The organism is Nocardia sp. NPDC004123 (genome assembly GCF_053603795.1).
This window is the reverse complement of sequence record NZ_JBSGGG010000018.1, coordinates 103,369-122,871: the sequence shown is the minus strand read 5'-3', so window position 1 is coordinate 122,871 and position 19,503 is coordinate 103,369. Positions and strand designations below refer to the sequence as shown.

General features: G+C 68.8%; 19 protein-coding genes. 4 read left to right on the top strand and 15 right to left on the bottom strand.

Features of this window, described 5'->3' with window-relative positions:
* Positions 1-22: 22 nt before the first annotated feature.
* The 7 genes from ACWEQQ_RS26405 to ACWEQQ_RS26375 all read right to left on the bottom strand — a co-directional run bounded on the left by ACWEQQ_RS26405 (position 23) and on the right by ACWEQQ_RS26375 (position 8,099).
* Positions 23-184 (bottom strand): hypothetical protein, encoded by a 162-nt coding sequence (locus tag ACWEQQ_RS26405; RefSeq protein ID WP_452350098.1) that lies wholly within the window; start codon positions 182-184, stop codon positions 23-25.
* Complete coding sequence (locus tag ACWEQQ_RS26400) at positions 154-1,869, bottom strand: protein kinase domain-containing protein (RefSeq protein ID WP_452350097.1); 1,716 nt, start codon at positions 1,867-1,869, stop codon at positions 154-156. Before ACWEQQ_RS26400 ends, ACWEQQ_RS26405 begins: the two co-directional genes overlap by 31 nt.
* Positions 1,870-1,953: 84 nt before the next feature.
* A complete protein-coding gene (locus tag ACWEQQ_RS26395) occupies positions 1,954-3,294 on the bottom strand; it encodes a M16 family metallopeptidase (protein WP_452350174.1) in 1,341 nt (446 codons plus the stop codon).
* A gap of 85 nt (positions 3,295-3,379) precedes the next feature.
* Positions 3,380-5,641 (bottom strand): polyribonucleotide nucleotidyltransferase, encoded by a 2,262-nt coding sequence (locus tag ACWEQQ_RS26390; RefSeq protein ID WP_452345378.1) that lies wholly within the window; start codon positions 5,639-5,641, stop codon positions 3,380-3,382.
* A gap of 419 nt (positions 5,642-6,060) precedes the next feature.
* Positions 6,061-6,330, bottom strand: a complete 270-nt coding sequence (gene rpsO, locus ACWEQQ_RS26385; RefSeq protein WP_040859570.1) for a 30S ribosomal protein S15 — start codon at positions 6,328-6,330, stop codon at positions 6,061-6,063.
* A gap of 131 nt (positions 6,331-6,461) precedes the next feature.
* Entirely contained in the window at positions 6,462-7,421 is a 960-nt protein-coding gene (locus ACWEQQ_RS26380) for a bifunctional riboflavin kinase/FAD synthetase (protein WP_364614723.1), read from the bottom strand.
* Positions 7,422-7,505: 84 nt separating this feature from the next.
* Positions 7,506-8,099 (bottom strand): hypothetical protein, encoded by a 594-nt coding sequence (locus ACWEQQ_RS26375; RefSeq protein WP_452350096.1) that lies wholly within the window; start codon positions 8,097-8,099, stop codon positions 7,506-7,508.
* A gap of 212 nt (positions 8,100-8,311) precedes the next feature.
* On the opposite strand from ACWEQQ_RS26375, the gene ACWEQQ_RS26370 reads away from it, so the two are divergent.
* The 4 genes from ACWEQQ_RS26370 to ACWEQQ_RS26355 all read left to right on the top strand — a co-directional run bounded on the left by ACWEQQ_RS26370 (position 8,312) and on the right by ACWEQQ_RS26355 (position 12,716).
* The gene (locus ACWEQQ_RS26370) at positions 8,312-9,856 is read left to right on the top strand and encodes an HD domain-containing phosphohydrolase (RefSeq protein WP_452350095.1); all 1,545 of its coding nucleotides are present in this window, start codon (positions 8,312-8,314) and stop codon (positions 9,854-9,856) included.
* Between the two features lie 59 nt (positions 9,857-9,915).
* Positions 9,916-10,653, top strand: a complete 738-nt coding sequence (locus tag ACWEQQ_RS26365; RefSeq protein ID WP_452350094.1) for a hypothetical protein — start codon at positions 9,916-9,918, stop codon at positions 10,651-10,653.
* Positions 10,654-10,773: 120 nt separating this feature from the next.
* Positions 10,774-11,880: a sulfite oxidase gene (locus ACWEQQ_RS26360; RefSeq protein WP_452350093.1), complete on the top strand. Its 1,107-nt coding sequence runs from the start codon at positions 10,774-10,776 to the stop codon at positions 11,878-11,880.
* Between the two features lie 83 nt (positions 11,881-11,963).
* Entirely contained in the window at positions 11,964-12,716 is a 753-nt protein-coding gene (locus tag ACWEQQ_RS26355) for a metal-dependent transcriptional regulator (RefSeq protein WP_452345383.1), read from the top strand.
* A 27-nt stretch (positions 12,717-12,743) separates the two neighbouring features.
* Here the strand turns inward: ACWEQQ_RS26355 and ACWEQQ_RS26350 are convergent, their stop codons facing one another.
* The 8 genes from ACWEQQ_RS26350 to npt form a co-directional block, all read right to left on the bottom strand.
* Positions 12,744-13,043, bottom strand: coding sequence for a protealysin inhibitor emfourin (locus ACWEQQ_RS26350; protein ID WP_379398379.1), 300 nt, complete (start codon positions 13,041-13,043; stop codon positions 12,744-12,746).
* Between the two features lie 25 nt (positions 13,044-13,068).
* Positions 13,069-14,115, bottom strand: coding sequence for a M4 family metallopeptidase (locus ACWEQQ_RS26345; RefSeq protein ID WP_452345384.1), 1,047 nt, complete (start codon positions 14,113-14,115; stop codon positions 13,069-13,071).
* Positions 14,116-14,134: 19 nt separating this feature from the next.
* Positions 14,135-15,082, bottom strand: a complete 948-nt coding sequence (locus tag ACWEQQ_RS26340; RefSeq protein ID WP_452345385.1) for a trypsin-like serine peptidase — start codon at positions 15,080-15,082, stop codon at positions 14,135-14,137.
* A 249-nt stretch (positions 15,083-15,331) separates the two neighbouring features.
* A complete protein-coding gene (locus ACWEQQ_RS26335) occupies positions 15,332-16,066 on the bottom strand; it encodes an SDR family oxidoreductase (RefSeq protein WP_452350092.1) in 735 nt (244 codons plus the stop codon).
* A gap of 203 nt (positions 16,067-16,269) precedes the next feature.
* Complete coding sequence (locus ACWEQQ_RS26330; protein ID WP_452350091.1) at positions 16,270-17,163, bottom strand: LysR substrate-binding domain-containing protein; 894 nt, start codon at positions 17,161-17,163, stop codon at positions 16,270-16,272.
* Positions 17,164-17,238: 75 nt separating this feature from the next.
* A complete protein-coding gene (locus tag ACWEQQ_RS26325; protein ID WP_452350090.1) occupies positions 17,239-17,634 on the bottom strand; it encodes an ester cyclase in 396 nt (131 codons plus the stop codon).
* 173 nt (positions 17,635-17,807) lie between these two features.
* Positions 17,808-18,761 carry a tRNA pseudouridine(55) synthase TruB gene (truB, locus tag ACWEQQ_RS26320; protein WP_452350089.1) on the bottom strand — a complete coding sequence of 318 codons (954 nt, stop codon included), beginning with the start codon at positions 18,759-18,761 and terminating at the stop codon, positions 17,808-17,810.
* Complete coding sequence (gene npt, locus ACWEQQ_RS26315) at positions 18,761-19,435, bottom strand: 4'-phosphopantetheinyl transferase Npt (RefSeq protein ID WP_452350173.1); 675 nt, start codon at positions 19,433-19,435, stop codon at positions 18,761-18,763. The genes truB and npt overlap by 1 nt, the downstream gene beginning before the upstream one ends.
* Between the last annotated feature and the right edge of the window lie 68 nt (positions 19,436-19,503).

Here is a 19,503-nt window from a genome sequence, read left to right as displayed (position 1 = left end):
CTTCGATCTCCGCGGTCAGCCGCTATTGCTCGGCGGCGGCGTAGCGGCGTTCCAGGGCGATGGCCTCGTCGAGGCGTTCCTTGGTGAAGCGGGGGCGGATGTATTTGACGCAGTTCCAGTGGCAGGCCTCGACGGTGATGACGATCGCCTCGATCAGGATCGGGTGAGCGGCAGGGACTTCCACCAGTCGACCACGCCGCTCGGGGTGGCCGGATTGCCCCGGGTGTACAGCAGGAACTTCTCCCGCGCGGGATCGTCGAAGAAGGTGGTGGCAAAGGCGGTGGAAGGCACGTCCGGAACGGAATCGAAGCGCAGATTGGTGTATTGCTTTGCGCCGCAGTACTCCTTGAAGGAGAGGTTCTCGAAGGTGCTGCCCGCCGGGCGGATTCGATTCGCCACCGCGCGGGCCGCCGCGCCCGAACCGTAGGCGAACAGGACGTACTCGCGGACGTCGTGGTCGGCCGAGTACTGGCAGTCCCAGGCCGCCGACCACCCTTCGAAGGCCCACGGCGGCAGGAAATCCTTGGTGTCGTGATCCACCACCCGGCAACTCGCGGCGCGAAAACCCGCACCGAGCTCGGGCGTCCGGGGAACCAGTCCCGGGAATTGCGCACTGATCTCGCCGATCTCGGCGACGGGCTCCTTCGGCTTCTCCGACTTGCCCAACGGCGTGAACAGGAAGACCGCCAGCCCCAGCGCGGCCGTCAGGCAGGTGCCGAGCAGCACCACCGTCCGCACCCCGACCGGCCAGCGGCGCATCGACCGCGGCGAAGTCGCCTCCGCCGGTGGCGCTTTCAGATGCCGGCCGGTGGGCGGCTCGAACAGGTCCGGGATGCCGACCAGCCGTCCCGAGCGCAATGCGACCGAGGACTGTGGCACCCGCCGCTGCCCCGAGGTCTCCGCCGGCGCCGCCCGGCGCGCGACCGGCGCCGATCGAACCGCGTTCGGATTCCCCCGGCGGACGGCCGGTGAATTCGCCCGGCGGGCAGGGGTTTCCGGGCCCCGCGCCCGCGTGGGGGCTTGCCCGGGGCCCGCCGCGACCCCGGCCGCCAGCGCCCGCTGCGCCGCCGCCGCGAATTCCGAACACGACGGGTATCGCTCTTCCGGATTCTTCGCCAGCGCCCGCGCCAGCACCGGATCCAGCGCCGTGGGCAGCCCGGGGCGCAGGCTCGCGACCGACGGCGGCCTGTCGTACAGGTGCGACTTGACGATGGCCCCGAGATCGGCGGCCGGGAACAACGGCACCCCGGTCAGCAGCCGAAACAGCGTGCAGGCCAAAGAGTATTGGTCCGACCGGTGGTCGACCGGGTGATTCTGCAGCTGCTCCGGAGCGGCGTAGGCCAGCGTCGCCATCACCGAGCCGGACCCGGTGAGGCGTCCGGTGTCCTCCTGCAGCCGCGCGATCCCGAAGTCGGTGAGCAGCACCCCCGCCTGCTGTTCCCGGGTCTCGCGGGCCAGCAGGATATTGGCGGGCTTCACATCTCGGTGCAGCACGCCCACCCGGTGCGCGTAGTCGAGGGCGGCGGCGGTGGCGGTGACGATCTCCACCGCCCGCTCGGGCGACATATCGGTCACCGCCTCGGCCTCGGTGCCGTCGACGTACTGCATGGCGATCCACAGCCGCCCGTGCTCGACACCCCGGTCGTACACCGTGACCACGCCGGGGTGATTGAGCCGCGCGGCGAGGTCGGCCTCGCGTTCGAAGCGGGTGTGAGTCGCGGTGTCGCCGTGGTACTCCGAGTTCAGCACCTTCAGCGCGATCCACCGGGGCAGCCGCGGATGCCGGGCCAGGTACACGGCCCCCATGCCGCCGCGCCCCAGCTCTCGCTCGATCACGTACCCGGCGAAGTTCTCACCTGGAGAAAGCACAACCCCTCCCATTCCGGCGAGGTGATCATAGCCACAAACGGGCATACCTCACCGGCGAGGCGGGACTACTGCCGAGTAGCGATCTCAGTCCACGAGATGACGCACGGCGGCGGGCAGGTCACGGGTGCGGCGGTAGGGTCCGGCCACCGCGACGCCGAAGGGGCGGGCGAGCAGGGCGGCCGCGATCCGGGAGACCTCATCCGTGGTGACTTCGTCTATGCGAGCGAGGGTTTCGGACACGCTGCGGTGGTTGCCGTAGCTGAGTTCCGAGCGGCCGATCCGGTTCATGCGCGAACCGGAATCCTCCAGCCCCAGCACCAGACCGCCCCGTAACGAACCCTTGGCGCGGGCGCATTCGGCGTCGGTGATGCCGTCGGCGGCCACCTCCTCGAGCACCCCGCGCGCCAAACTCGCGACGCGGCCCAGGTTTTCGGGCTGGCAGCCGAGGTAGACCGAGAACGCGCCGGTGTCGGCGAAGGTGTCGACGCTGGAGTACACCGAGTACGCCAGGCCGCGCTCCTCCCGAATGCGCTGGAACAGCCGCGAACTCAGCCCGCCGCCCAGCACCGTGTTGAGCACCGACAGCGGCCAGCGCTTCTCACCCTCGTGCCGGCCGAAGGCGCGGGTGCCGAACACCAGATGCGCCTGTTCGCTGTCGCGCTGGATGCGCAGCAGCTCCGGATTGCCGCGCGGCCGGAACCGGCCCTCGCGCCGCGGAGCGGGTTCCAGCCCGGATTCGAGCTGATTCCCGAAGGCGCGGTAGACCAGTTCGACGGTGTGCTCGTGCTCGATATTGCCGGCCACCGCCACCACCATGCGGTCGGGCCGGTAGCGGCGCTGGTGGAACGAGCGCAGCTGCTGGGCCTGCATGGCCTCGATGGTCTCGACACTGCCGATCACCGGGCGGCCGATCGGATGATCACCGAACAGCGCGGTGAGGAAGGTGTCGCCGACGATGTCCTCGGGATCGTCGTCGCGCATGGAGATCTCCTCCAGCACGACCTGCCGTTCCACCGACACGTCCTCGGCGCGGCACAGCCCGTTCATCACCACGTCGGTGACCAGGTCCACCGCCAGCGGCAGATCCTCGTCCAGCACGTGCGCGTAGTAGCAGGTCTGCTCCTTGGCGGTGAAGGCGTTCAGCTCACCGCCGACCGCGTCCATGGCCTGCGCGATATCCAGCGCCGAGCGCGAGGGCGTGGCCTTGAACAGCAGATGCTCGAGGAAGTGCGCGGCGCCGGCCACGGTCGGGCCCTCGTCGCGTGAGCCGACCCCGACCCACACGCCGATCGAGGCCGAGCGCACGCCCGGCACATGCTCGGTGACCACCCGTAGACCGCCGGGCAGTACGGTGCGGCGCACGCCGATATCCGTTGCGGGCGCTCGATTCTGGGCAACCACCAGTGAAGAGCCCCCCTGCTCCAGATTCCGGAGCAAGGGGGCCGTGTCTGTCGCGGCGCGCGCGGAACCCGCGCGCACCGCGGACTGCTTCTTCGTCACAGAGAAATAATTACTCTGCGTTCGCGTCGGCCGCAGCAGAGGCTTCGGAGTTGTCCGAATCCTCGTCGATCGGCACCAGCGAGATCTTGCCGCGGTTGTCGATGTCGGCGATCTCCACGCGGATCTTGTCACCCACGTTGACCACGTCCTCGACCTTGGCGACGCGCTTGCCGTTGCCCAGCTTCGAGATGTGGACCAGACCGTCGCGGCCCGGCAGCAGCGAGACGAACGCGCCGAAGGCAGTGGTCTTGACGACCGTGCCCAGGAAGCGCTCGCCGACCTTCGGCAGCTGCGGGTTGGCGATGGCGTTGATCGCGTCGATCGCAGCCTGGGCCGACGGGCCGTCGGTCGCGCCGACGAACACGGTGCCGTCGTCCTCGATGGAGATGTTGGCGCCGGTGTCCTCGGTGATCTGGTTGATGACCTTGCCCTTGGGTCCGATCACCTCGCCGATCTTGTCCACCGGGATCTTGATGGCGGTGACGCGCGGAGCGTAGGGGCTCATCTCGTCCGGGGTGGCGATGGCCTCGGCCATCACGTCCAGGATGGTGTGGCGTGCGTCCTTGGCCTGGTTCAGCGCACCGGCCAGCACCTTCGACGGGATGCCGTCGAGCTTGGTGTCCAGCTGCAGGGCGGTGACGAACTCACGAGTGCCGGCGACCTTGAAGTCCATGTCGCCGAAGGCATCCTCGGCGCCCAGGATGTCGGTGAGGGCCACGTAGCGGACCTCGTCCTCACCCTTGTCGTTCTTCACGGTGTCCGACACCAGGCCCATGGCGATACCGGCGACCGGAGCCTTCAGCGGCACACCGGCGTTCAGCAGCGACAGGGTCGAGGCGCAGACCGAACCCATCGAGGTGGAACCGTTGGAGCCCAGCGCCTCCGACACCTGACGGATGGCGTAGGGGAACTCCTCCTGCGACGGCAGCACCGGCACCAGCGCGCGCTCGGCGAGCGCGCCGTGGCCGATCTCGCGGCGCTTGGGCGAGCCCACGCGACCGGTCTCACCGGTGGAGAACGGCGGGAAGTTGTAGTGGTGCATGTAGCGCTTGGAGGTCTCCGGGCCGAGCGAGTCGACCTGCTGCGCCATCTTCACCATGTCCAGGGTGGTGACACCCAGGATCTGGGTCTCGCCACGCTCGAACAGCGCCGAACCGTGGGCGCGCGGTACCACGGCGACCTCGGCGGACAGCGCGCGGATGTCGGCCAGGCCGCGGCCGTCGATGCGGAAGCTGTCGGTCAGGATGCGCTGGCGCACAAGCTTCTTGGTGACCGAGCGGAAGGCAGCGCCCAGTTCCTTCTCGCGGCCCTCGAAGGACTCGGCCAGCTCGGAGAGCACGGAGAGCTTGATCTCGTCGATCTTCTCCTCGCGCTCCTGCTTGCCCGCGATGGACAGCGCCTCGTTCAGCTCGCGCTTGGCGGTGCCCTCGACGGCCTCGTAGGCGTCGGGCTGGTACGGCAGGAAGATCGGGAACTCTTCGGTCGGCTTGGCCGCCAGGGCGGCCAGGTCCGACTGCGCCTTGCACAGGCGGGCGATGAAGGGCTTGGCGGCCTCGAGGCCCTCGGCCACAACGGTTTCCGTCGGTGCGGAGGCGCCGTCGGCGATCAGCGCGAGCACGTTGTCGGTGGCCTCGGCCTCGACCATCATGATCGCGACGTCACCGTCGACCACGCGGCCCGCGACGACCATGTCGAACACGGCGCCCTCGAGCTGCTCCACGGTCGGGAAGGCGACCCACTGGCCCTCGATCAGCGCGACGCGCACGCCGCCGACCGGGCCGGAGAACGGCAGGCCCGCGATCTGGGTGGACGCCGAGGCGGCGTTGATCGCGACCACGTCGTACAGATCCTTCGGATCCAGCGACATGACGGTGACGACGACCTGGATCTCGTTGCGCAGGCCGTCGACGAAGGACGGACGCAGCGGCCGGTCGATCAGGCGGCAGGTCAGGATGGCGTCGGTCGAGGGGCGGCCCTCACGCCGGAAGAACGAGCCGGGGATACGGCCCGCGGCGTACATGCGCTCTTCGACATCCACCGTCAGCGGGAAGAAGTCGAACTGGTCCTTGGGCTGCTTGGAGGCCGTGGTGGCCGACAGCAGCATGGTCTCGTCGTCGAGGTAGGCGACGACGGAACCGGCGGCCTGCTTGGCCAGGCGGCCGGTCTCGAAACGAAGGGTGCGAGTGCCGTAGCTGCCGTTGTCGATCAGGGCGACGGACTCGAAAACGCCGGGCTCGACCTCGGCGGCGGAACTGGTCTGGGTGTCGGACATCTTTGTTATCTCAACCTCTCGTCTTCGCCGGGTCCAGCACGCATCGATCACGTGCGACCCGGCTCATGAGCCGTACCCGGCATGGGCGCGCGGCAGCCCTCCTGGCCACAGCGCGCACACCCGGCCCTATCCCCTTGGATACGGCGACGCGGAGGCGGTCATCGATCGAAGCCCTCCGGGCGCGCATGGTTCATCTCACTTCGCGCCCCGAAAAGCCACTACCGAAGACCGACGCCACGCGACGGGTGCATACGGCTCGTGTTGGCGTATACCCGGCCGATCCTCCCCCTCGTGGGGATACACGGCCACATATACGAAAGGCCAACGAGGAGATTCTATGCCTCCTCGTTGGCCGGTTCGTCAACTACCTCTGCCGACGAGGTGTGTCACCTCGCCGCGCCGAGGGTCCGCGGCTTGGGTCAGCGACGCAGGCCGAGACGCTCGATCAGCGAACGGTAACGCTCGATGTCCTTGTCCTGCAGGTACTTCGAGAGCCGCTTGCGACGACCGATCAGCGCCATCAGGCCGTGGCGGGTGTGGTGGTCGTGCTTGTGCTTCTTGAGGTGCTCGGTGATGTCGGCGATCCGCTTGGACAGCAGCGCGATCTGCGCCTCCGGGGAACCGGTGTCCTTCTCGTGCACGCCGTACTCGGCGAGGATCGCCGACTTCTGCTCAGTGGTGAGAGCCACAGATACTCCTTGTTTCAGTCCGCGCTCGAGGGACCGGACGAATCCGGTTGGGCGCCGCCGCGGACCACAGCAAACCCGACGGAAGAGCTTACCGGAGCGCCCGTGGTAGCGGAAATCGGCCCCGGGGAGCCCTATTCGCCGGTCTCGTCGTCGAGTACCTTGCGGGCCTGGTCGACGTCCTTGCCGATGGCCTCGACCAGCTCCTCGATGGACCCGAACTTCCGCATGCCGCGCAGCTGCTCGACGAAGTCCACGGCCACGTGCTTGCCGTAGAGGTCGGCGTCGAAGTCGAGGATATGGGGCTCGACGGTGCGGTTGCGGCCGTCGAAGGTCGGGTTGGTGCCGACCGAGATGGCGGCCATGTGGCGCTCGCCGGCCAGCGGGTCGCCGGGTTCGAGGACGGTGAACCAGCCCGCGTACACCCCGTCGGCGGGGATGGCCGCGTGCATGGTCGGGGCCACATTGGCGGTCGGGAAACCCAGGCCCTTGCCGCGGCCGTCGCCGTGCACGACCACGCCCTCGACGCGATGCGGGCGGCCCAGCGCCTCGGCGGCCGCGCCCACATTGCCCTCGGCCAGGCAGCCGCGAATGTAGGTGGAGGAGAAGGTGACGGCGTGCTCGCCGAGCAGCTGCACGCCGTCGACGTCGAAGCCGTAGCGGCTGCCGAGCTCGCGCATGGTGTCGACGGTGCCGGCGGCCTGCTTGCCGAAGGTGAAGTTGTCGCCCACCACGACCTCGGCCACGTGCAGCCGGTCCACGAGCAGTTCCTCGACGTACTCCTCGGGGGTGAGCTTCATGAAGTCGCGGGTGAAGGGCATCACCACGAACACGTCGATGCCGAGTTCCTCGACCAGTTCCGCGCGCCGGTCCAGGGTGGACAGCTGCGCCGGATGCGCACCGGGCCGCACCACGTCGACCGGGTGCGGGTCGAACGTCATGAGCACCGACGGAACGCCCCGCACCGCAGCGGATTTCACCGCACGGCTGATGAGCTGGGCGTGACCGCGATGCACGCCGTCGAACACCCCGATGGTGAGGACACACCGGCCCCAGTCCGCGGGCATCTCCTCGAGACTTCGCCATCTCTGCACACGGGAAGCCTACGCAAAGCGCGTCACAGACAATATTCGGCGGTGCGGATCTTCACGGCCGGAAGCATGTCCGTCACCCTGCGTTCACCACTCCGGACCGCCCGCCGGCGTGGCCCACCCGGAGATGAACCAGTGCTGGCGGCCGGTATCGGGTTCGTACCATCGGCGTGGAAGCCTTCCGACGTCGGCTCCATAGACATGGATACCGACGCAAGGGGTCTCGCTCCCGCAGTTGACTCGGTGGACGTCGTCGTCGATGGTGCAGCAGATCGTCACCTGACCGCGATGCCAGTCGTGCTCCACGGTCGCCACGAGCGGGATGTCCGGGGCTGCGGGTTTGACATAGCGGGTCTCGTGTTCGACACCGGAGTAGATCCCGACCACTCCCCAGGTCTCGTGTCCGTGGACGGGCGTGGTCTGACCGACATCCCACACCGCCGACACGATGCTGAACGATCCATCGGTCGCGACATGGAGCGGGTACACCACATAGTGGTCCGCATGCGGCTGCGTGAATTCGGGTGGAAGGGTGACATCCGAAGCCAACAGCGCCCGAAGCCGGTCGGCTACCAGAGTTGTCAGCCGGTGTTCGTCGCTGTTGCCGTGGACCAGGGCGTCCACGTCGCCGGCGAACCGGGTCAGATCGGTGGCACCGCGGCCGGTATGGATGCAAGTCATCGAGACTCCTCTCCGTCTCCTCGGTGGAGGCCGCTCCGATAAGCCCTTCAGCACCAAGTGATCAAGCCCTTTCAGCACCAAGTAGAGTCGCGCCGCGACCGTCGAACATGAGGAATTTGTCCCATTTTCGGGAGTACTACCAGCGGGGGCGGAGCGTCGTCTCCGAAACAGCGTCGGCGTAGCGTGAGTAGGCGCGACGACAGGAGACGATCGTGGCGCCGTTTGTTTCCAGAAGAGAGGTCCTGGCGGCACTTTCGATTGCGATCGATCTGGGCTTGGGCCAGCCGATGGAGCACATGCTGCGGTCCGCGGTCATCGGGACCCGGCTTGCCGATCTGCTGCGCCTGACCGAGGAGGAGCGGTCGGCCGTCTTTCATACCTCGCTGCTGATGTGGATCGGATGCCATGCCGATTCGCACGAGTACGCGCACTGGTTCGGCGACGACATCACGGTTCGCCACGACAGCTTCGCGGTGGATTGGTCGGGATTGCCGTATCTCCGTTTCCTGCTCCGCAATGTCGGACGCGGGTTGCCGTTGGGCAAGCGGGCGCAGATCGGCGCGACGCTGATCAAGGACGCCAGGGGCAACCTCGGCAAACTCGTGCGGTCACACTGCGCTTCCGCATCACTGCTGGCCGAGCAGTTCGGCCTGGGCGAGGAGGTCGCCGCCGCGCTGCGTTTCGCCTTCGAACGGTGGGACGGGCGTGGACTGCCGAACGGAGTTGCGGGCACCGACATCCCGATCGTGATGCGGGTCGTCCAGCTCGCCGATGTCGTCGAGGTGCCCCATCGCGCCGACGGCGTCGACGCGGCGATCACGGTGGCCCGCGGCCGAAGCGGCGGACAGCTCGACCCGCAACTGGTGTCCGTCCTCGCCGGCTCGGCACGGGACCTGCTCGGCCTGCCGGACGACGCGTGGTCGGCGGCCGCGGCCGCACTGCCCGATCCGGATCGGATCGTCACCGGCGCCGAACTCGATACGCTGTTGCAGGCGCTCGGCGACTTCGTCGACCTGAAATGTCCTTTCACCCTTGGTCATTCGCGTGGGGTGGCCGACCTGGCGCATGCCGCGGCGAGCTGCGCCGGACTGGGCCCGGCGGATGCGGACCTGATGCGCCGGGCAGGGTATGTCCATGATCTGGGCCGCATCGGCGTCTCCAACCACATCTGGGAGAAACCGGGATCGCTCACCGCCTCCGAATGGGAACGCGCGCAGATGCACCCCTACCTGACCGGCCGGATCTTGAGACGCGTGGGCGGTCTCGAGGCGGTCCGGACCGTCGCGGAACGGCATCATGAGCACCTGGATGGCTCGGGGTACCCGAACGGTCTCACCGGCGGTGCGCTCTCCGTGAACGACCGGCTGCTCGCAGCCGCGGTGGAATACCACAGCTCGCGGGAACCGCGACCGTATCGGGTGGCCCTCGACCCCGATCAGGCTGCTCGCCGGCTGCGCCGCGACGCAGCTGCCGGGCAACTCGAACCGACCGCGGTCGAGACGGTGCTGGAAGCCGCGGGACACCGGCGGTCCCGGCGACCCGCACGCCCGTCCGGTCTGACCCCCAGGGAGACCGAGGTACTGATCAACGTGGCCTGGGGTCGATCGAATCGGGAGATCGCGAAGGCCCTCGGCGTTTCGGAGAAGACGGTCCGCAATCACGTCGAACACATCTACAGCAAGATCGGTGTCACGAACCGGGTCGGGGCGAGCTTGTTCGCGACGCAGCACGGCATGGTCAGCCCGGTGTCACTGTGAACCGGAAAAAGGGGCGAATGCCTCATGACCACCCGGGCCGTCCCGACGACGATCGTTGCATGACGACCATCAAGAACCCCAGAGCCGCGGCGCAGGCGACGCTCGACCGACCGGCGCTCTGGCCTGGCACAGACGAACGGCTCGCCGGTTACGGCGTGATGGGTATGCCATTCGAAACCGGGGACTACCTGGCGCTGCGGCATTTCGCCGCCACGTCGATCGGTTCGGGCTATCGCGCTGTGTGGCACCGGAACCCGGCCGGCGAATGGACCTTCTACTCCGACGTGGCGCCGGAATTCAGCTGTGCCCGGTACTTCTCCGACGGCGGCTCGGCCACCACGGTCCGCACCCCGATCGATATCGAGTGGATCGGCCCGTACTCCTTGGAGGTCCGGATTCCCGGCATTCTCGAGTGGCGGATCGACCTGGAGGCCACCGGCCGTACCCGCCTGCTGAGTGCCGTGGGACGCCACACCCCGGCCGCGGTATGGCGCAGCGACCGTTGTCACCGGATCATGGCCAAAAGCGTGGGCCCGATGCTGCAGGTCGGGCATATCCGCATGAGCGGAACTACCCCGAACGGGCAGCACTTCGCGGCCGGACCGATGCTGATGTGGCTCGTCTCCGCCAGCCGGGCGCGGTTGCGCGGGGCCGATCTCGGCGCGCCCGCTCCGCTGCCACAGCAGCAGCAGCTCGGCGATTTCTGGCTGCCGCAACGCGGCGTGTTCGTCGTCGCGAAAGCCGCGTTCGAATCGTTCGACCCGGCCAGGCACTTGGCCCCCGCCGCCGCGGCGTGATCGCGGGCAACGCCGTCGGTCATCGATGTTCGAAGGCCGCGATTTCGACATCCGGATCGTTCCGGCGCCGGTAGGTTAGGGCCTGCGGGAAGTGAAACCAAAGGTCAGGAGTGTGCCTCGATGACCTGGACTACCGGCCCGGTCATACCCTGGATCAGCCCTCGGTCGGCCCACCGACAAGCCGTGGCGGCGGGCCTGGTCGTGATGTGCCGCGACCCGCTCAACGCCGAGACGCCGGTTTCCGAGCTGGGGGGCGGCGTCACTCCGAACGTGCGGTTCTACCAGCGGAATCATTTCCGGATTCCGGATCTCGACCCGGCCGACTGGCGGCTTCGGGTCGCCGGGCATGTCACACATCCGTCGACGTGGACTCTGCCGGACCTGCGCCGAATGCCGTCGCAGACGCGGATTGTCACCCTCGAGTGCGCCGGCAACGGCCGATCGGCCCTGGATCCACCGACGCCGGGAGAGCAGTGGGGACTCGGCGCGGTCGGCACCGCGGCATGGACCGGAGTGCCCCTGCTCGACGTGCTCGCGCAGGCGGGTCCCGCGCCCGGAGCCTGCGAGGTGGTGTTCCGCGGTGCGGACAGCGGGCCGGTCGACCGGCATTCGGGAACGGTCCGCTTCGAGCGCAGCCTCGACCTGACCGATGCCCGGCACAGCGGGGCGTTGCTCGCCTACGCCATGAACGGTGAGCCGCTGTCGGCCCTCCACGGCCGTCCGCTCCGGCTGGTCGTTCCGGGCTGGTACGGGGTGGCATCGGTGAAGTGGCTCACCGACATCGAGGTCCTCGACCATCGGTTCGCCGGGTTCTTCCAGACCGAAAAGTACTGCTACGAGTGGGAGCGCGGCGGGCAGGTCGTCACCGAGCCGGTGCGCCTGCAAGAAGTACGGTCCGTGATCACGGTTCCTGCGCCGAACGCCGTTGTGCGCCCCGGACCGCTCACCATCCAGGGTGTCGCCTGGTCCGGGCTCGCCCCGATCACCGGCGTCGAGGTCTCGATCGGCGGCGGGAGCTGGCAGCAGGCTCGATTGCGGGGGAAGCAACTGCCGGACAGCTGGCGCGAATGGGATCTCGTCACCGCTGTCGATGCCCCCGGAACGACGACCGTGCGGGTGCGGGCGACGGATGCGGCCGGCCACACCCAGCCCGACCAGCCCGCATGGAATCGGTTGGGGTACGGGGCAAACGCGGTCCACTGTGTGCCGATCCATGTCGCGCGATAGCGGACCCGCCCGCCGAACCGTGCTCCCTACCAGCGAGCGCGCCGATGTGTGAAACCGCGCGAGGTGTGCCTAAGCTCGGGTACGTGCCCGGAAAACGAGACATCGCCACCCGCCGCGAGCTGGCCGATCCGTCCGCACCTTCCGAACCCCACAGCAAGACCGCGACCGTCGCCCCGGTGCTGTCCTCGGTCGCCCAGGACTACCTGAAAGTGATCTGGACGGCGCAGGAGTGGTCGCAGGAGAAGGTGTCGACCAAGCTGCTCGCCGAGAAGATCGGCGTCTCCGCCTCCACGGTGTCCGAGGCCGTCCGCAAGCTCGCCGACCAGGGGCTGGTCGAACACGCCCGCTACGGGGCCATCACGCTCACCGAGGACGGCCGCCGCGCCGCGATCGCCATGGTGCGCCGGCACCGGCTCATCGAGACCTTCCTGGTCAATGAACTCGGCTACGGCTGGGACGAGGTGCACGACGAGGCCGAGGTGCTCGAGCACGCCGTCTCGGAGACGCTCATGGATCGCATCGACGCCAAGCTCGGCCACCCCGACCGGGATCCGCACGGTGATCCGATTCCCTCGGTGGACGGCGCGGTGCCCACTCCCCCGGCCCGCCAGCTCAGTGATTTCGGCGCCGGCGAATCCGGCCGGGTGGCACGGATTTCCGACTCCGATCCGGCCATGCTGCGCTACTTCGATTCGCTCGGCATCGCGCTGGACACACCCATCGCCGTGGTGGAGCGGCGCGATTTCGCGGGCACCATCGCGGTGCAGGTCGACGACCGCACGATCGACCTGGGAAGCATTGCGGCCGAAGCGATCTGGCTCAGCGAAGCGCACTGAACGGGCGGCCCGACAACTCTGTCGCGGTCAGGCGGGCGCGGCCGGAGTCGCCCGGGAGGTGAGGGCCGCGAGCAGCGAGGAGACCTCGGCGGGCACGTACGGCTGACTCCATCGATACGTCCGAGTCCGGGTTCCGTCGCTGACGGTGAGTTCGTAGCTGAACCCATCGGGAACACCGGTCCCGGCCGATCCGGCGGGGTCGCCGGTGAGCAGCCCCGCCGCGATCGTGGCATCGCCGGGCGGCAGGTCGGCGGCATCGACCTCGGCGGTCAAGTCCAGACCGGCCAGCCCACCCGACCGTCGATAGGCGATGCGTATCGGCGACATACGAACGAGCGTAGTCCCGATGCGATCACTGCACCGGAACCTTCACCGCGTCCCAGCCGGCCCGCACCGCGTCCGCTTCGGTACTCGTGGCACCGAAGCGGGTGCGCGCGTTCTTCAGCGTGAGGGTCGCGAAGCCGGTGAAGGTGCTGTTGGGCTTGAGCCTCGGGTCGTTGAGGGTTTCGTACCAGATCGTGCCCGGCGCCTGCCATGCCGGTCCGCCGATCGTGAGGGCGGTGACGGCGAACGCGCGGTTGGGGATTCCGGAGTTGATGTGGACACCCCCGTTGTCCGATGTGGTCTGCACGAAGTGGGCCATGTCCGCCGGCTGATTGTCGTGCTTGTTGGCGGTGCCCGGTGCTTCCATCGAGCGCAGCGCCGGTGTCAGCAACGGCCCCACGATATCGGCGCCGATGAGCCAGTCCGCCTGTGCGGCGTTCTGGCCCAGGTGGTACTGCTTGACCAGCGACCCGAACACGTCGGAGATCGATTCGTTCAGCGCACCCGACTCGCCCGAGTAGATCAGGTTCGCTTCGTGCTGGGTGACGCCATGGGTCAGCTCGTGGCCGATCACGTCGATTCCCCGGGTGGTGTCGGTCAGGATCTGGCCGTCACCGTCGCCGAAGAACATGTGCCCCTGACCGTCCCAGAACGCGTTGTCGAAGGCGGTGCCGTAATGCACCAGCCCGGCGATCGGCATACCCTGGCCGTCGATCGAATCTCGTTGAAACACATCCCAATACAGCGAGTAGGTGGCGCCGAAGCCGTCCCACGCCGCGTCGGCGGAGGCGTCCCCGGACGGCGGGTCGCCCTCGTGCCGCACCAGTGTGCCCGGACCCGGGCTCTCCGAGTGCCGCTGGTCGTAGATCCAGCGGTGCGGGGTGCCGCCGGCGGCGGCGAGCGCGAGCCGGACGGGCGCGACGAGCCGGGCGGCGACCTCGGCACGAGCTTGCCGGAACGAACTGTCCCGGTCCAAGGCCGTCAAGACCGCCAACCGCTGCTCGTGGGTCGCCTCCCTCGCCAGCGAGACCAGCAGGTCGGGCGGCAGAATGCAGGCGAGCGAATGCCTTCTCATGATGTCTCCCCCTTGGTTCTCAGGCGCGCACGAGGCTGCGGTTCGCCGGATCGGAGATCCAGTCGAGCAGGCCCTTGACGTCCTGGGTGAAGTACGGCCCGTATTCCACGGTGTCGCCGTCGTTGATGTGAAAACTCTGCAGCCCGTTCGCATATTGGCGCGCCGAACCGTTGAAGTCGGTGATCCACGGTCCGCCGCTGCTGCCGTGCTCCATATTGTCGTTGCTCAGCCCGATGGTGCCGGTGGTCGAACTGGATTGCACCGTGCCCAGGGCCTCATCCATCTTGTTGCCGTCGAACGGCGGGCTGGGTGTCGCTGGGTAGCCGACCGCGTCCCAGACCCGGCCCGCGGTGGCGGCGTTCCACAACAGCCCCAGCCAGCCCACCTGATTTCCCGGGGCGCTGTCGAACCAGATCATTCCGTAGTCGAAGGCGCGGTCCCCGTTCTGAGTCCACGCCGTCCAGGCCGCGGCCGAGTTGTAGTTGAAGCTGTAGGCCGGGTCCGAGGTGGCGCGACTGGGATAGGACGGGAAGAACGCCAGATTGGTGGACCAGTTGCCATTGCCGAAGACGCAGTGGCCGGCGGTGAGCAGGACGTTCGGCGCGACGAACGCCGCCGATCCGGCGAAGTTGCTGTTGTCCTGGGTGAAGAACAGCTTGCCGCAGGTGGTGTACGGGTAGGCGAGCGGGTTCAGTACCGGGTCGGCGTCGCTGGTGCCGCCACGGCCCGAATCTCGGTGCGCGCGTGCGGTTCCATTGTGACCCGCCGCAGTATGTCCGGCTTTTCCGGATGGCTGCGGTGCGATCGACTGCCGGGGCCGTGCGGCCTTACGCTCCCGCGGCAGCGGAACCGGGATGGCCGCGGCTCGGCGTTCAGGGGTCCAGTATTCTTCGCCGGCCTCGACTCCGGCCATGTCGGCCGGGCCGGATCCGACCACGTAGTTCTCGTTGTCGCGTGATGTGCTCATTGCGGTGGTCTCCTCTTCGGGCGGTTTCCAGCGGGGTCGAAATTGCGGGATCATCGAATGACCCAGCCGGAGAAGAAATTCGGAGGCCGCGAGAAGCCACAGCCCCCTCACCCCCGAGGCCGGTAATGGATGGGCCCGTTTCGCCCCTCTCCAGGGTGAGCCGGTCCGACCCGAAGGGCATGAGTACTCGGCTACTCGAATCGGCGCGTCGGCAATCGGGCAGCATCCGGAGAACCACCGGCGCCGAGATCAGACGAGGCGGTGCCCGCCGTCCACGTGCAGCACGGTGCCGGTGACGAAACCGTTGCCGATGACCGAAAGCACGGCGGCCGCAATGTCGTCCGGTCGCCCCAACCGCCTGGCTGGCAGCTTCTCCGCCATGGCCGCCAGCCGTTCCTGCTTGTCCTCCCAGGGCATCGACTCCCAGATATCGGTCAGCACCCAGCCGGGCGACACCGCGTTCACCCGAATCGGGCTCAGCTCCACCGCCAGCGCCCGCGTCAACCCCTCCAGCGCGGCATTCACCGCCGCCACCATGGCCCCGCCCACCGCCGGGCGGTAGGCGGCGATTCCGGAGATGAAGGTGAGCGAGCCGTTCTCCGTCAACCGCGCGTGCTTGGCCAGCAGCATCGACCCGATCAGCTTGGTCTCGAGAAAGCCGCGCCCGTGCTCGAAATCGAAGGTGGCGACGGGTCCGTACGCCCCGGCCAGATCGGCGGCGGTGGTGATCACATGATCGACGGTCCCGACGGTCTCGAACAACCGCGAAACCTGTTCCTCGTCAGCGACATCCGCGACGACGGCACTCACCTTCCCATTCCCGAGCTCCCGCACCGCGTCGGCCAGCCGCTGCTCCGACCGGCCGACGATGATCACCTCGTTGCCCGCCGCCAGCAGGGCGTCGGCGATCGCCTGGCCCATACCGGAGCCGCCGCCCACCACGACCGCCCGTCCGACCTGTGTTCCGAATCCGTTGTCTGTCATGCCATCTAGCAAACCGGCGGCGCACACCCCGCGTCCACGACGCGCGATCGAACAGCCGTGAGGCCGGGGCTAACACCGCAGGCCGCCCGCGTCCGTCAGCGCGGGCATGCCGCGAGCATGGCCGCCGGCGCCCGCTGGTCCGGGTCGGCGAACGCGGCCTCCTCCGGCGCGGTGGCCGTTTCTCGAAGTCGAGGCCTGGGCGGTCAGCTGGAACCGAGGCGGAGGCCGCCGGCGAGGGCGTCGGCCATGGTGTGCAGCAGGGGGTTTCGGGTGCTGGTGCGCCAGGCGGCGGCGTAGGTGATGACCAGTGGGCGGGGTTGCAGGGGCCGCCAGACCAGGCCGGGGACCGTCGCGGTGCGGGCGGAGCCGACGCCGATGGCCCCGGGGCGGAGCGGGAGCAGCTGCAGCATCTGGGCGTGGCTCATGGCGCTGTCGCTGAGGACGACGGTCGCGCCCCGCTCGCGCAATTGCGACAGCACCGAGTCGTGGACCTCGGGGGCGGCGTCGCGGGCGAACATGATGAGCTCGTGGTCGCCGAGGTGCGCCGGTTCCACCGAAACCGCTGCCGCGAGCGGGTGTTCGCGGGACATGACGATGCCGAGCTCCTCGTCGGCGATGGGGGTGCAGGTGAGGTGATCGGCCAGCCGGACCGGCATGCGCAGCACGGCCAGGTCGACCTCCTCCCGATCCAGCAACCGCGCCTGGTCGCCGCTGGTACCGGTGGACAGCGCGATGCGCACCCCCGGCTGGCGGGCCTTGAGCAGCGCCTCGAGCCGCCCCGGCAGCCAGGCGGGGGCGCCGTTCACGATGCCGAGGCGGAACACCGCATTGCCGGGCTGGGCGACCGCGCGGGTCTCGCGCAGCGCGGTCTCGGCCGCCTCCAGCACATTCCGGGCCGTCTTCAACAGCACCTCACCCGCGGCCGTCAGCTCCACGCCGTGACTGCCGCGGATCAGCAACGGTCCGCCGACCTCACGTTCGATGGCCCGGATCTGCTGGCTCAACGTCGGAGTGGAGATGAACAACCGCTCCGCCGCGCGCCGGAAATGCAACTCCTCCGCCACCGCCACGAAGTACCGCAACTGCCGCAATTCCACCCTTGAAGAGTAGGCGGCCACGCGGCCGCGCGAACAACCCGCCGGGCACCGGAATCGCCTCGCAATTCGGGGGCGCTACGCCCAGCCCGGGCTCGGGGCGGGGGAGGTGACGGTGGCCCAGCGTTCGGCGATGCGGCGGCCCTGGAAGCGCCACAGTACGAAGCCCTGGAAGCTGAGCGGCTGCCCGGTGGCGCGGTCGGTCCAGCGCCAGATGTTGCGGCACATCACCCGGTCGCCCTCTGCGAGCATCTCCACCACCCTGACGTGCAGGTCGGGCATGGCCTCGTACATGCCGAGCATCATCTTCTCGTCGCCGGTCAGGTCGGTGGGGCGGCCGCCGGGACCGTCGTGGTCGACGAAGTCGGGGGTCATATTGCGATGGATGACAGCGGCATTGCGCCGGTTCACGAACTCCTCGAAGTGGTCGGCGACGAACTGCTTCATGGATTCGAGGGAGAGGTCGGTGGGCATCTTCGCCTCCTCTGCGCGGCCGGGCGACCCTCTCCATGGTGCGCCCGGTCGCCCACGCGGCGTGAGGGATTGGGCAGCGCGATGTCGGCGATTGGGCAGCGCCATGCCAGAAGAGATCGGTCAGCGCCATGCCAGAAGAGATCGGTCGTGCCACGCCGGCAGACCGGGCCGCCTCAGAGATTCGCGGGGCGGACCACCATGACCGAGGAGGCGCGTTTGCCCGATTCCTGGAGCAGCGCGATGGCGTGCCCCTCGGGATCGACGGCGGCGTAGACGCCGGGCAGGCCGATCGGGTCCAGCCAGCGGCCGTTGCGCAGGTCTTCGGCCTGGGCGGCGGTGATGTCGCGGACCGGGAAGGCGGTGCGCACGGCCGTGTCGATGTCCAGGCTCAACAGCGGTTCGCCCGCCTCGGCGGCCGCGGCCAGCTGGTCCAGGGTGCGGGCGTGCTCGAGGGTGAAGGGGCCGACGCGGGTGCGGCGCAGTGCGGTGAGATGGCCGCCGACGCCGAGCTTTTCACCGAGGTCGCGGGCCAGGGCCCGGATGTAGGTGCCGGAGGAGCACTCTACCTCGACGTCGAGATCGACGAATCGGGTTGTGCCGGTGTCGATATCGCGGCGGGCGAGGACGTCGAAGCGGCTGACGGTGACGGGGCGCGCGGCCAGCTCCACGTCCTCACCGGCGCGGGCGCGCGCGTAGGCGCGTTCGCCGTTGACCTTGATGGCGCTGACGGTGGCGGGCACCTGCTGGATGTCGCCGGTCAATGCGGCGATGTGCGAGGCGATCTCGGCGTCGGTGAGATGCCCGGCCGCGGTGGTCGCGGTGACCTCGCCCTCGGCGTCGTCGGTCACCGTGGACTGCCCGAGCCGGATGGTGGCGGTGTACGCCTTGGTGGTCAGGATCAGCTGCCCCAGCAGTTTGGTGGCCCGTTCCACACCCAGCACCAGCACCCCGGTGGCCATCGGGTCGAGGGTGCCGGCGTGGCCGACCTTCTTGGTGCGCAACAGCCTTCGGCTCTTGGCGACCACGTCGTGGCTGGTCCAGCCGCCGTCCTTGTCGACGATCAGCAGGCCGCCGAAGGCGTCGACCAGCGGCGGCAGCTTCTCGCGCTTGGCCTGCACCGCGCCCATCAGGCCTCCACGATCGCGGTCAGGATGAGGCCGTCGCTGATCAGCCAGCGGCCGTCGAAGGAGGTCAGCGGACTGCCGCCGTCGGTGACCGAGCCGGGGACGAGCAGCTCGGTGTGGAAGGTGCCCGCGCCGCCGCCCGCGGACTCCTCGTCCACGGTGAAGGTGATGTGCGCGTCCTCGAAGCCCAGCCACCGGTCGGTGAGCGGGAACCACGCCTTGTAGGTGGCCTCCTTGGCGCAGAACAGCAGCCGGTCCAGATGCAGATCGGTGCCGGGCAGCACGGTCCGCAGCCACTGCCGCTCGGGCGCCAGGCTCACCGAGTCCAGGACGCCGTCCGGTAGCTGACCGTGCGGTTCGGCATCGATGCCGATGGACCGGAAGCGCAGTTTGTGGCCGAGCGCGGCGGCCCGGTAGCCGTCGCAGTGGGTGAGGCTGCCGATGATGCCGCGCGGGAACACCGGTTCGCCGGTGCCGCCCTTGCCGATGGCGACGGCGGGCTCCCCCAGCTGGGCCAACGCCAGCCGGGCGCAGTAGCGCGCGCCGATGAAGTCCCGGCGCCGCTTCTCGACCGCGCGGGCAATCAGGTGCTCCTCGCCGGGGTGCGGTTTCAGGTCCTCCGGGTACGCCGTCAGTTCGGCTGTGGCGACCCCGTTGGGCAGAATCCTGCCGAGTATGCGCGCCGACTCCGTCGCCGCGACTGCCCGCTCCTCGATGACCCGCCTCCTGCTCGCTTCCGGCACTG

Excerpts from the sequence above, each read along its gene's own strand:
- ACWEQQ_RS26375 (WP_452350096.1), bottom strand. The coding sequence starts at position 8,099 with ATGACTTGCATCCATACCGGCCGCGGTGCCACCGATCTGACCCGGTTC.
- ACWEQQ_RS26345 (WP_452345384.1), bottom strand. The coding sequence starts at position 14,115 with ATGAGAAGGCATTCGCTCGCCTGCATTCTGCCGCCCGACCTGCTGGTC.
- ACWEQQ_RS26335 (WP_452350092.1), bottom strand. The coding sequence starts at position 16,066 with ATGACAGACAACGGATTCGGAACACAGGTCGGACGGGCGGTCGTGGTG.
- ACWEQQ_RS26365 (WP_452350094.1), top strand. The coding sequence starts at position 9,916 with ATGACGACCATCAAGAACCCCAGAGCCGCGGCGCAGGCGACGCTCGAC.
- truB (WP_452350089.1), bottom strand. The coding sequence starts at position 18,761 with ATGGGCGCGGTGCAGGCCAAGCGCGAGAAGCTGCCGCCGCTGGTCGAC.
- ACWEQQ_RS26390 (WP_452345378.1), bottom strand. The coding sequence starts at position 5,641 with ATGTCCGACACCCAGACCAGTTCCGCCGCCGAGGTCGAGCCCGGCGTT.
- ACWEQQ_RS26350 (WP_379398379.1), bottom strand. The coding sequence starts at position 13,043 with ATGTCGCCGATACGCATCGCCTATCGACGGTCGGGTGGGCTGGCCGGT.
- ACWEQQ_RS26360 (WP_452350093.1), top strand. The coding sequence starts at position 10,774 with ATGACCTGGACTACCGGCCCGGTCATACCCTGGATCAGCCCTCGGTCG.
- ACWEQQ_RS26325 (WP_452350090.1), bottom strand. The coding sequence starts at position 17,634 with ATGCCCACCGACCTCTCCCTCGAATCCATGAAGCAGTTCGTCGCCGAC.
- ACWEQQ_RS26340 (WP_452345385.1), bottom strand. The coding sequence starts at position 15,082 with ATGAGCACATCACGCGACAACGAGAACTACGTGGTCGGATCCGGCCCG.